The following is a 12,554-nucleotide window of genomic DNA, read 5'->3' on the forward strand; positions in this document are numbered from 1 at the left end:
TGCTTTGCTTAGCCGACTTTTTTAACTGCGCGTGGAGCTTGACCAGCAGCAGAAGACATAACACCGCTCAACAAAACAGAGTGCAAATCAGCGCTGAACGAACGGATATCTTCCATTGCGCTCTTGTTACGACGTACCAACCAGTTGTAACCCAACACTGCAGGTACAGCAACAGCCAAACCGATTGCTGTCATGATCAGCGCTTCACCAACTGGACCAGCAACTTTATCGATAGAAGCCTGACCAGCGATACCGATTGCTGTCAACGCGTGGTAGATACCCCAAACTGTACCGAACAGACCAACGAAAGGAGCAGTTGAACCAACAGTTGCCAGGAATGACAAACCATCTTGCAGACGGCTTTGCACTTTTTCAACAGCACGTTGAATAGACATAGTCACCCATGTGTTCAAGTCGATTTGTTCCAGCAATGCACCGTCATGGTGTTCAGTTGAAGTGCTGCCTGTTTCAGCGATATAGCGGAATGGGCTGCCTTCTTTCAAGCTAGCGATACCAGCTTGTACTGAACTAGCTTTCCAGAATGATTTTTTAGCAGCAGAAGCTTGGCCCATCAGTTTCATCTGATCGATCAACTTAGTGATGATGATGTACCAACTACCCATGGACATCAGAACCAGAATGATCAAAGTGCCGCGTGCCACAAAATCGCCGCCTTTCCACAAAGCGTCCAGGCCGTATGGATTGCTAACTGTCTCATGATCCGCTGCTTGCGGTGGTGGAACTGGTGTATCAGCCATTGCTGTTGATGCAGCAGCATCTGTTGCGCTCGCAGCAGGTGCAGTTGCTGAAGCAGCAGCATCAGTTGATGCCGCAGCTGTTGCTGCTGGCGCTGCATCAGCTGCACCGGCGGTCATTGGCACGCCTAATGTAGCTACTGACAGTAGCAAGCCTGCGATCAGTGCTGAAACTGAAGTCGATGTACGGGTTGATAGAATTGACATAAAGTTCTCCAAAATTTTTAATGAAATCTAATATATAACCATTTAATGAGTGCTTTGTAAGCGGTCAGTAAATGTTTACATGCAGTGTTAATGTTAGTTTGTTAAATGGGTTCTAAAATCGTAATACAGAATAAACACAATAATTTTTTTAAGATAAATGAGGTACTAGATTATTTTATTTACTCTCGTTCTCATCACTCCAGCTTCCAAACATACTGCATCTTCGTTGACGATTCTTGTGGCTCACCATTGACAGTACCTGGCTTAAACGTACATTGACTCAATGCGTTTAGAGCAGCTCTATCCAAAGCTTTAAAACCACTTGAGTGCGCTACATCAGCCTTGACGACCTTACCTTGTGCACTAATCAAGAATGATAGCGTAACAATACCTTCTTCCTCATCTTGCAATGATTGGCGTGGGTATTCTGGCTTGGCACAAGTACTACTAACAGCAGTTGGTGCCGTATTTGACGGCGCTGCTTTAGCAGACGGTTGCTCAGCCGACGGCGGTGGCAAATCATGCGTTGGTGGCGCGTCATGCGATACCGCAGCAATGGTTGGCTGTACCGGCACATTCACTTTTACCTCTGGAGGAGGTACAAATGGTGGTGGCGGCGCCTTCGTCTTAGGAGTTACCTCCATTTTTGGCTTAGGCTTTGGTGGTGGTGGCGGTATATCCGGCTTAATCTCCGGAACAATCACCGTTTCAACGGGTTTTTGGATTACTTCAACTACTTTGCGTGCCAATCCAGTAAGCAGCGCGTAGATAATCACTACATGCAAAAGAATCACCAGAGCAATGCCGGTGAAATTCTTTCCGGGGCTTTCCCCATTCTTCGCAAAATCCATACAACGACTCCTATTTTTCGCCCGACATTTGGCAACTTATATTTTGGTGACGACGCCCGGCTCTTTGTTGCCTTAATGTGCTTCTGCTTAATTAATACGTATTTTAATATCGGTATATTTCTGTTTCGTGAATTTTTGCTATCAAATTCTCAGTATCTTCCTTGTGTTTTTGCAAATTTCTTATAAAAGCATTACGATGAGTTGTAATGCACCTGCATTAGCTATGCAAATTCTGTGCCCGATTTTCCAACACCTTTTTGCTCGCATTTGTGCAGTTATATTTTTATCAAGGATGATTAAATTCACCAAATAAAAGCACAACCGTGCACTTCTATTTTACATTATTCTGCAGACCACTTTACCTACCATTAGAGCAACCACTTTAATACCACTTGGGGCAAAACAACGCTCTAAATTGCCCCGCTCCCAAGCGGATTAGCCGTAAATTACATCTTTGCGCGCAAGGTCAAATAGAACTGCCGACCGTTTGTATAGAAGGCACGAGGTTGATCTTTGTTCTCGGCGTAATACTTCAATGTCGGATTATTCAGATTGAGTGCATCGAAATTAAGCGTCAAATGATCATTAATTTTGTAATTAATAGATGCTGCAAGCGTACCAACAGCTGCTTCATTTTCAGCAAAACTACGATCCAAACCAACCAGGAAGTCAGAACGGTAGGTATAAGCCAGACGTGCACTCAAAGAATTTTGTTCGTAATACGCTTCAACGTTGAATGTGTTTTGCGAATTGCCGACCATAGGATTGCCATCCTTCTCCCGACCATCAGCGTAGGTATAGTTTGCCAATACGCCGAAACCACCCCAGACTGGCGCTTGATATGATAGCTCTACGCCTCTGTTTGTCGCTTTAACATTTGTTGGTGACGTGATTTCATACATCGTAAATTGGCGTTGCTGCTGGTTGTAATACAAACCGGAATTGACGCCATACGATACCGCCGATCCGAAATCCATATTAAAGAAGCCAATCGACACCAACGACTTCGGTGCGAAATACCACTCCAGACTGGTATCGAAATTGTTAGACAGAATTGGTTTCAGATTTGGATTGCCGCCATCACCACTCAAAGTGCTGTCGTTCAACGTTACCGAGCCACCAAGCGCGCTGTAATCAGCCCGTGACATCACTCGTGCAAGTGATCCACGCAATACCAGATCTTTGGTTAAGTCATACTTCAAGTTCAAACTAGGCAGAACATCGTTGTATACATGATTGATCGAGGTTGGCGTATAAGGTCCAAATAAAGAGCCGACGATAGGACTAGACCCACCTAATACATTGACGATGCTGGTTTGATCGGTACGCACCAGACGTACGCCAACGTTGCCGCTCCAATGATCACCCTGCAAGTCTCCCATCAAATATCCAGCTGTATCGTCTTCTTTGACGTTCAACTCACCTGGCCAATTGTGACGTTGTGTCGCATCAAAGTTAACATTGACATTGTTATAGGTCTGGATAGGACCTTGATTGAAATAGAAACCGTTGGTAGGAAAGCCGCCACCGCCCAGATTGTTACCAAAATTACTTGGGAAAGTTGCGCCCGTATATGTAGCTAAAGAACCATCCCAACAACCGCTGTTACAACCGTAACCTTCCCAATGACTGACGCGCTGATGGTCGTTGAAACGCACACCAAACTTGATTGCATCCAATGGACCGGCATTTTCAATATTCAGATTGGCATCCAATTTTCCATAAGACTCGGTGTCGTCGACAATCAAATTGTTATCCCACGCCCAACCGGTTGAAGCCTGTGCAGGATTATATTTCACGTTATAACCAGGGAAAGACAAACTGGCTGGCGCACCGATGCCATGCATTTGATAGGTTAGACCGATGTCATTAATATCGGACTCATACGCTGGTTGTGATGGCGTATAACCTTCGCCCTTGGTATATCCAATCTGGCCCGAGATTGTCAGCGCATCGGTTGCCCGATATTTACCATCCAAATTAATATAATTGGTTTTCTCGCCTTCACCTGGACGATAGATCGAGTCCACCAAAGCCATCGGAGTGGTCGTGTTGGTCGGGAACGTTGCGCCAACTAAAGTACCGTTTTTGACAGTATAAGAACTTGGGATTGCGCCATTTGCAATCGCATGTCCCGGCCAGCCGAGAAAACTGATATTGGTATTCGATGCATCCATTTTTGAATAGAAGCCTTCAAGATCCAATGTTAAATCTCTGGTCGGCTTGATTTCAAAATTCAGGACGCCACCGTCACGCTTACGATCTTGCGTAAAATACGCCTGGTTGATACTGGTTGGCACGGCAACACCGACTAAATCGGGATGCGCTTTACCGGCTGCCATCGTGCCATCAATGGTGGTGTAACCCAACATTTCCTGACCATCACGGCGCGAGCTACGTTCTTCTGAAAATGCCTGGAACAACATACCGAACGTATTCGCATCATTTTTCCAGTTCACCAAAGCACTGAACTGCGGTTTTGTTTTATCCGCCAAGTCGGAATAGGCAGCACCGACCGACGCTTCGGCCGTCAGTTGCTGCTTTTCATCCAAAGGCTTACGGGTGATGATATCGACCGTACCGGCCACGCCGCCTTCTGCTAAATCGGCTTGCGAACCTTTGTGCACAACTACCGAGCTGACAATTTCCGATGGCAGCAAAGAGTAACTCACGCTACGGCCAACACTACCTTCTTGACTCAGAATGAACCAGTCGCCAGTGCCGACCGCATGACCATTGATCGTCGTTTGCGTCAGACTAGGACTAGTACCGCGAATACTGACGCGATCGTTTTCATCAAAACCACCCTCCCCGGTAGCTGCTGAACTTGTATTAACGCCGGGCAAACGCTGAATCGCATCGGCGACGTTTTTATCCGGTAACTTGCCTACATCTTCAGCGGTGATCACTTCAACCAAGCTGCTGGCGTTGCGCTTTTGATCCAGGGATTTTTGCAAAGAAGCGCGGATACCAGACACTTCCACTGTCTGAATACCTTTTTCAGGTTGCTGGTCGTTGACGGCTGCTTTGGTCGCTGGAGTGGTTTGGTCAGGTGTACTGGCTTGAGCGATTGCACTAGTTGGAGCGACAGTACCGTCCGTCGTTTGCTGCGCATAAGCTGACATTGCAGGCATCGCAGCGCTCAATACAAGAAGCGCAACTGCAGATGCGATTGGTGTCAAATTTCGTTTCATCTCGTCTATCCTCCGTGGATTTAGTCTCGGAAATCGTTCCGGCTAAAATTTTTTAAAAATGATTTTTTTTTGTTCTGACGCCAAAAAAATGAGCCTGACGCACGCAGAACGCTTTTTTTTTGTATCTTTTTTTGGTCCGGATTTACCTCGACTCCAAACCCTTTTTTCAACCGCTTTTTCGACCACTTCATGCAACTCTGAGCAACCAATCGGCTTACAACAAAACATTGCCCCATCAAAACATTTCCCTAAGGAAATTTGAATCAGGCGAACTTTAAAAGTACCCAATTGGACTGTCAATCGGTATTTAACTGGTATTGTCAATATAAATTTTGGTCTTAATTTCAACGATACATAGCGTTACTTAAGCGCTTGTTTTTATTGCCTATTGTGTAAATTGTTTACTTTGTTGTTTTGAGAGGTGGACTGGTAGTCATTTTTCGCAATTGCTGCGTTGCAACACGAAATAACGCGAAAATCAGGGGAATATTTGGCAATATTGAATATTGCTGACAATGCGGCAGGTGTTGTTGTTCTCTGCATTCGGTTTTGTCTATGGAAATTCACCAAATTTTGCTCATAATCGGTGAAATCACGCTAAATTACTTTATTCGTATTACACGACTGGAATTCCCATTGGAAAGCTGCATTACATTTTTAATGCAATCTGCTGCTCAAAAACGCAGTCAATAAAGCTATTTTCATCAAAATTTTTAAAGAAAACCAAAAAAGGGCGACCAGTCCACTTCCTAATGAGCGGTTCTGAATAATCAAAGAAAATCAATGAAAACAAGGCATTACCCTCTTCAAATTTGTATCGAAACGTAATAAAAAATTATTTCGCTAGTACCACTTAGATACCGATTGACAGCCGCTTTTGACGCTTCTACAGTGCGTACATTATTTCCATGAGGAAATAATTGCGGCAATAAGAGGAAGTAATCATCCGGTTTTTAGGGATTGATGGCTGGCCTCCTTACCTGCCATCCGAGTTGAAAAACCTGACGAATCTAGGAGAAAAACTTGAAAGTAAAAATTACAAAGGTACTTGCCATCGCGCTTGCTTGTAGCGCAGTGGCGAGTGGTTGTGCTTCAGCGATGGGTGCTAAAGTCACGACAACCAAAGTGAAAACGCAAACAACGTCAGCACCGGCGTGTGCAGCAGCATGGACTGCTACCGCCATCTATACCAGCGGCAATACTGCCAGCGAAAACAACATCAATTACCTTGCTAACTGGTGGACACAAGGAAATGATCCGGCGACCAATAACGGCGTTATCGGTACTGGTCAACCGTGGACCAGTCAAGGCAGCTGCGGCTCCGGAACCGTGACACCGCCTCCGGTAACTCCGCCGCCTGTTACGCCACCACCGGTAACACCTCCTCCGGTGACACCGCCACCAACGACCCCGCCGGCTGGTCCGTTCTCCTACAGCGCCTATAAAGACGTTGGCATCAACATGAACTGGAACACAAATGTCGCTAGTTCAGCAGTAACTGGTACGTTATCTCCTGTTACTTCGGTTATGCCGGCCAAGCTATCCACATTGACTTGGGCATTCGCTACTGGTGCTTGCGGTAGCGAAAACTGGGGCGGTGTAACAGCATCGGCATTTGCTGCCGCTAACGTTCAAGCCTTCGTCAATGCGGGCAAAAACTACATCGTCTCCACTGGCGGCGCTGCGGGTTCATTCACTTGTACTACCGATGCGGGATTCCTGAGTTTCATCAAGACCTACTACTCGGCAAACATGGTGGGTGTCGACTTTGACATCGAAGCAGGTCAAAGCCAAGCCGACATCAACAATTTGGTCCAACGTGTAGTAACTGCACAAAAAACCTATCCAAATATGCGCTTCAGCTTCACCATCGCAACCTTGGGTGGCAATGTATCGCCTAGCCTGAATGTTTATGGCGTTAATGTTATGAGCGCGATCAAAGCCTATGGTTTGACCAACTACTACGTCAATTTGATGGTCATGGACTACGGTAGCCCGGCAGGTGGCAATTGCATGCTGAATAGCAGCGGTCAATGCGATATGGGGGCATCAGCCATCCAGGCGGCCAAAGATCTGAACACACAATATGGTGTGCCATTTACCCAGATCGAACTGACGCCAATGATAGGTGGTAACGATTCAGCTAGCGAAACTTTCACTATCGCTAACGTCGCGACAGTGTCGCAATTCGTGCTCGCTAACAAACTAGCCGGTGTCCATTTCTGGTCGTTTGATCGTGATAATGACTGCGCACCAGGGTCGGCTTCATCGACTTGCAATACGTATGGCACAGCAGGCACTTTAGGCTTCACCAATGCTTTCATCTCGCAATTAGGTTTGTAATCAAGTTCGGTATTTGAAGTATTAAAGCCAGTCAGTACGTTGCTGACTGGCTTTTTTTTCTATGTACTCAGTGTGCTATCGTAGCGCTAGAAAATTTACGCCACTACTTTATTCATATTGATGACCATGTCTATTCCTACCACTATCCCCACCATTGCAGCAATCGACAATTCCGCATTGGCGGCACAACTCGATCAGCGCATCAACAACAAAACCAAACCGCTCGGTAGCCTGGGGATGCTGGAAACACTCGCCAAACAAATTGGATTAATCCAGCAAACGACCGACATCTCACTAAAACAAGCGGTGATCCTGGTGTTTGCCGCAGACCATGGGATTGTTGCGGAGGGTATTTCAGCTTACCCACAAGACGTAACCTGGCAAATGGTGGCAAATTTTCTTGCCAAAGGCGCAGCCATCAACGTGTTCGCACAACAAAATCATTGCGATTTGCAAATTATTGACGCCGGCGTGAATCACAATTTCGGATCACGTGATGGTTTGATAGACCGCAAACTGGCGCACGGAACTCGCAACTTCGCACAACTACCCGCTATGACGCCAGAGACCTGTCATCGCGCCCTTGCTAGCGGCATGGCACTGGTAGCAGAACTTCAAGGTAACGTGATTGGCTTTGGTGAAATGGGGATCGGCAACACCACCGCTGCGGCTGCGTTAATGCATAAACTGACTGGCATACCGGTAGCGCAATGCGTTGGTGCCGGAACTGGCCTGTCTAGCGATGGCGTCCTCCACAAACAGCGTGTGATTGAAGCTGCTGTGGCGTTGCATTCAACTGCAATAGAACCACTAGACATATTGGCCACCTTCGGTGGTCTGGAAATCGCGATGATGGTGGGTGCGATGTTGCAAGCGGCAGAACGTCGCATGGTGCTGCTGATTGATGGCTTTATCGTCACCAGCGCTCTGCTGGTTGCGGCACGGATTTCACCGGCTATTCTGGATTATTGCGTTTTCTCGCATTGCTCGAACGAACATGGGCATCGGGAGATGTTGCAACACCTGCACGCACGTCCGCTGCTGCAACTGAGTTTGCGCTTAGGCGAAGGTACCGGTTGCGCATTAGCTTTGCCGCTCTTGCATGCATCGGTTAATTTTTTGAATCAGATGGCGACGTTTGAATCGGCTCAGGTTAGCGAAAAATCTTAGCGTCTTAACCTCTTCGCCTATTACTGGCGCCTATCGTTTAGCTCTTCTTTCACAAGCAGGAGAAGAGCTAAAAACAATCGCATAAATAAAATCACCCATGCATCAAATCCGCCTTTTCTTCACCGCCCTGCAATTCTTTACGCGCCTGCCAATTCCGCGCTGGGTCGGATTTGAGCCTGACTGGCTGCATCACTCTTCACGTTATTTTCCTTTAGTCGGCGTCGTGGTCGCCGCCATTAGTGCTGCGGTCTATGCGCTGGCGGCATGGCTGTTACCAACACCAGTAGCTGTACTACTGGCAACCGCTGCCGGAATTTATATTACCGGCGCCTTTCACGAAGACGGTTTCGCCGATATGTGCGATGGCTTCGGTGGCGGTCTGACGGCGCAACGCGTGCTGGAAATCATGAAGGACTCACGCATCGGCGCATATGGGGCTATTGGCATAGGAAGTTTGCTGGCATTAAAGTGCGTTACTCTGGCGCTGCTACCACCACAGCTGGTAATCGTGGCGTTATTTGTTGCCCATCCTTTGTCGCGGCTAGCGGCAACGACTTTGATTTGGCAACTGGAATATGTGCGTGCAGAAGGAAAAGCCAAACCACTGGCGCAGAAAATGCAAAATTCAGAATGGTTAATTGCGGCCATCACCGCTGCACTACCAATCCTGTTATGTGGCGCTGCAGGTTATGTGTCCTGGACTACGCTGGCCGGCGCTGTACTCGCTACCGTCATCGCTACCGCCTGGCTCGCACAAAAATTTGTGCGTCGCATTGGCGGCTATACAGGCGATTGTCTGGGCGCGGTACAACAAGTGACGGAAGTGATTATTTATCTGGCTATACTCACCAGCCTGCAGCACGGTGTCTGGCACTGATATCATTGTTCCTATGCGCATCACCTTAGTCCGTCACCCCAAACCCATAGTCGCTGCTAACATCTGTTACGGCAGCAGCGATCTGGCAATCGCAGATGACGAGCTGACGCGGGTATCAAACTCTTTATCAATAACGTTACCGCAAACGGCCGCACTCTTTTCGAGTCCGTTACGACGCTGCGCGGAATTAGCTGCACGTCTCAATTATCCATCACTACAGTTCGATGCTCGTCTCACCGAAATGCATTTTGGTGCATGGGAAATGCGTTCATGGGACGAAATTCCACGCACAGAAATTGACGCCTGGGCATCAGATTTGATTCACTACCGTCCCGGTGACGGTGAGAGTGTGCTGCAAATGGCGACACGCGTTGCTGGATTTTATGCAGATATTCAAAATTTACCGGATGATGAAGTCATCATCATTTGCCATGCTGGCACCATCCGTTTGCTGACAGCTTGTCATCAGCATGCTGAGCACGAAAACAATGTAGATTTGTCACTATCGAAAATCGCGCGTCATGCCGCGACAACCCGGCACCGCATTCCATACGGTACACCCATCATTCTGGAACGTTGATCTTCTCAAACAGTTGCGTCGCCCATTGACCGGATTGCCTTCGCATTGCCCACTCATTGCATTTATAATGTCGCTGTTTTGGTGCCCGCGCGTCTGTCCAGACGTGCAGTTAAACGGGAAACACGAAGCCGCCAGATTCCTGCGGCTCACGTGTGCTGCCCCCGCAACGGTCAACAAGTGTCGTCAGCATCATCGACGATAAGTCGCCTATTTAAAACCACTGTGTTTGCATGGGAAGGTAGGGCGATGGTAGTCAGTTCAGTTGGATTGGTGGGATAGAAATTGATGGATTTTTTCGTCTGGCGAGGCGCGAGGAGGAGTCATAGCAAGCTATGGCGACAACGAACAACGCAGCCAGGCGGAAAAAGACACAATTTATACCCACTAATTCAGCTGAACTGACTACCTGCTTGTCAGCCCGGATACCGGCCAAATCAGGTGGAAGCACGTTTTGCATTACTGCTTCTGTACAATCCGGCCTACGGGGAGGTAGGCTGGTTGCTTATTTATTGAAAAAATCATGACCCATCCTGTTTCACACCGTGCGACCTTGACGTCGCTGGCGTTAGCTACGCTCGCCATGAGTTCGGCATCTTCTGCTTTTGCACAAACTGCCCCAAACAACAATAACAATGTCAGTAGCAGTGACAGCGCCAATCAGGTCATCGTTACCGCGACCCGCTCGCCACAACTAACCAGCGATGTTATTAGCGATACTCTGGTCATTAATGCCGATCAAATTGCCCAATCCGGCGCCGGTTCTATCGTCGATTTGTTGCAACGCCAACGCGGAATTGAAATATCGACCAATGGCGGCCCTGGCACAACTTCCAGCGTCTTCATCCGCGGTGCCAACAGCAACCAAAACGTCGTACTGATCGATGGGGTGCGTATTGGATCGTCAACAACTGGCGCTGCCAACTGGAGCGCCATTCCATTAAGCGCCATTGACCATATCGAAATTGTGTACGGCCCGCTTTCCACTTTGTATGGTGCCGATGCAATTGGCGGCGTGATTCAGATTTTTACCAAAAAAGGCGCAGGTGCGCCAAGCGTAACTGCCTCTGTTGGCGCTGGCACTTACAACACCAATAAATACGACGGCAGCATTTCTGGCTCTACCGGTGGCGATCATAATTTCAGCTATGCGATTCAAGCGGGCAAAGAACAGTCAACCGGTTTCCCGGCAACTCTTCCCGGTAACTACTCCTATAATCCATACGGTAGCAACGACGGTTACAACAAGCAAAACGCGTCTGGACAATTCAGTTTTCAGTTAGCAAAAGGTCAGGAAGTTGGCTTGGTATTTTTGAATAGTCATCTTGATGCGCAATTCGACAATGGCCCATCTACCTATAATTCACACGCAGTACAAAATTTAGACAATATCGCGGTCTACAGTAAAAATCAGATCTTATCCAACTGGCAAAGTCTGGTACAAGTCTCGCAAACGCGCGACGATCAAGCCAATTACAGCAGCGCCGATCCGGTCTATGGTTTTAGTCAAATCAACACTAAACAAACAGACTTCACGTGGCAAAATGACATCAACATCGGCAGCGACGTCTTGCAACTGTTGTATGGCTACCGCAAGGAACAAGTGGTATCCAGCTCAACACCAGAACTTGGCGGTGACCGCACCACCAATTCGTTCGCCGCTTCATATAATATGAAACGCGGCAATCATCTGCTCAACGTTAGTGTGCGTGACGACGACAGTTCACAATACGGTTCCAAAGTTACCGGTGCACTCGGCTACGGTTATCGCATCACCGATACACTACGTGCCACTGCCAGTTATGGCACCAGCTTCCGCGCGCCGTCTTTCAATGAACTGTATTACCCTGGTTACGGTATTCCGACCAATAAACCGGAACAAGGACGCAATGCTGAAGCAGGCCTGCGCTATGACGATGGCATGACCCAATTAAGCGCGGCTTACTATCACAATCGCATCACTGACTTAATCGTCAACGCCTACCCTTGCCCATTCGAACCGCAAACATACAGCTATGGTTGTGCTTACAACGTCGACCATGCGGTGCTGCAAGGGGTGACCTTATCCGGTAGCCACAAGCTGGGTGATTTCACGGTACGCGGCAACATTGATTTGCAAAACCCGGTAGACCAAACTACTGATACTGTGCTGGCACGTCGGGCCAAAAAACACGCCAATTTCGGCGTAGACTATGGCACCGGTGCGCTCAAAGCGGGACTCGAATGGGAACTGTCGGGTGCGCGCTTCGACGATGCTGCCAACCAAAATCAACTCGGCGGCTACGGCTTGCTGAATCTGTATTCGACCTACCAAATCACGCCTGACTGGTCGGCACTGATACGCTGGAATAACATCGCTGATAAAAAATACCAATTGGCGCAGTATTACCAGACACCGGGAACTACGGTGTTTGTTGGATTGCGTTACGGTTATAAATAACTGATATTACGCATAGCTACCGTCATTCCCGCGAACGCGGGAATCCATGTTGCTCAAGTAAACTCGCATATGTATGTAAGCTTACCTAATTAAATCCGAAGTGTTGCAGATATACAAAGTGCCTCCGTATTATTCGACAT

The 12,554-nt window shown here is 47.8% G+C and carries 9 protein-coding genes and 1 riboswitch; of the genes, 5 read left to right on the top strand and 4 right to left on the bottom strand.

What is annotated here, in order from left to right; genetic code table 11:
- Positions 1–8: 8 nt before the first annotated feature.
- The 4 genes from GEV47_RS13270 to GEV47_RS13285 all read right to left on the bottom strand — a co-directional run bounded on the left by GEV47_RS13270 (position 9) and on the right by GEV47_RS13285 (position 5,295).
- Positions 9–962 (bottom strand): MotA/TolQ/ExbB proton channel family protein, encoded by a 954-nt coding sequence (locus GEV47_RS13270; RefSeq protein ID WP_228124706.1) that lies wholly within the window; start codon positions 960–962, stop codon positions 9–11.
- Between the two features lie 194 nt (positions 963–1,156).
- Positions 1,157–1,813: an energy transducer TonB gene (locus GEV47_RS13275; RefSeq protein WP_153235238.1), complete on the bottom strand. Its 657-nt coding sequence runs from the start codon at positions 1,811–1,813 to the stop codon at positions 1,157–1,159.
- 446 nt (positions 1,814–2,259) lie between these two features.
- Positions 2,260–5,007: a TonB-dependent receptor gene (locus tag GEV47_RS13280; RefSeq protein WP_153235239.1), complete on the bottom strand. Its 2,748-nt coding sequence runs from the start codon at positions 5,005–5,007 to the stop codon at positions 2,260–2,262.
- Between the two features lie 42 nt (positions 5,008–5,049).
- A complete protein-coding gene (locus GEV47_RS13285) occupies positions 5,050–5,295 on the bottom strand; it encodes a hypothetical protein (RefSeq protein WP_153235240.1) in 246 nt (81 codons plus the stop codon).
- Between the two features lie 735 nt (positions 5,296–6,030).
- Between GEV47_RS13285 and GEV47_RS13290 the strand changes: the two genes are divergently transcribed.
- The 5 genes from GEV47_RS13290 to GEV47_RS13310 all read left to right on the top strand — a co-directional run bounded on the left by GEV47_RS13290 (position 6,031) and on the right by GEV47_RS13310 (position 12,414).
- Entirely contained in the window at positions 6,031–7,350 is a 1,320-nt protein-coding gene (locus tag GEV47_RS13290) for a glycosyl hydrolase family 18 protein (protein WP_228124707.1), read from the top strand.
- Between the two features lie 126 nt (positions 7,351–7,476).
- The gene (gene cobT / locus GEV47_RS13295; protein ID WP_153235241.1) at positions 7,477–8,520 is read left to right on the top strand and encodes a nicotinate-nucleotide--dimethylbenzimidazole phosphoribosyltransferase; all 1,044 of its coding nucleotides are present in this window, start codon (positions 7,477–7,479) and stop codon (positions 8,518–8,520) included.
- Between the two features lie 97 nt (positions 8,521–8,617).
- A complete protein-coding gene (locus GEV47_RS13300) occupies positions 8,618–9,397 on the top strand; it encodes an adenosylcobinamide-GDP ribazoletransferase (RefSeq protein ID WP_153235242.1) in 780 nt (259 codons plus the stop codon).
- On the top strand, positions 9,384–9,977 hold the full coding sequence (locus tag GEV47_RS13305) for a histidine phosphatase family protein (RefSeq protein ID WP_322741643.1): 594 nt from the start codon (positions 9,384–9,386) through the stop codon (positions 9,975–9,977). The genes GEV47_RS13300 and GEV47_RS13305 overlap by 14 nt, the downstream gene beginning before the upstream one ends.
- A gap of 62 nt (positions 9,978–10,039) precedes the next feature.
- A riboswitch (cobalamin riboswitch) is annotated at positions 10,040–10,425 on the top strand.
- A gap of 72 nt (positions 10,426–10,497) precedes the next feature.
- Positions 10,498–12,414, top strand: coding sequence for a TonB-dependent receptor domain-containing protein (locus GEV47_RS13310; protein ID WP_153235243.1), 1,917 nt, complete (start codon positions 10,498–10,500; stop codon positions 12,412–12,414).
- Positions 12,415–12,554 lie beyond the last annotated feature (140 nt).

Source organism: Glaciimonas soli, assembly GCF_009497155.1.
In the GTDB taxonomy this organism is placed as follows: Bacteria; Pseudomonadota; Gammaproteobacteria; order Burkholderiales; family Burkholderiaceae_D; genus Glaciimonas; species Glaciimonas soli.

What these genes read in the sequence shown, in the direction of transcription:
- GEV47_RS13280 (WP_153235239.1), bottom strand. Translation starts at nt 5,007, where the DNA reads ATGAAACGAAATTTGACACCAATCGCATCTGCAGTTGCGCTTCTTGTA.
- GEV47_RS13310 (WP_153235243.1), top strand. Translation starts at nt 10,498, where the DNA reads ATGACCCATCCTGTTTCACACCGTGCGACCTTGACGTCGCTGGCGTTA.
- cobT (WP_153235241.1), top strand. Translation starts at nt 7,477, where the DNA reads ATGTCTATTCCTACCACTATCCCCACCATTGCAGCAATCGACAATTCC.
- GEV47_RS13300 (WP_153235242.1), top strand. Translation starts at nt 8,618, where the DNA reads ATGCATCAAATCCGCCTTTTCTTCACCGCCCTGCAATTCTTTACGCGC.
- GEV47_RS13275 (WP_153235238.1), bottom strand. Translation starts at nt 1,813, where the DNA reads ATGGATTTTGCGAAGAATGGGGAAAGCCCCGGAAAGAATTTCACCGGC.
- GEV47_RS13270 (WP_228124706.1), bottom strand. Translation starts at nt 962, where the DNA reads ATGTCAATTCTATCAACCCGTACATCGACTTCAGTTTCAGCACTGATC.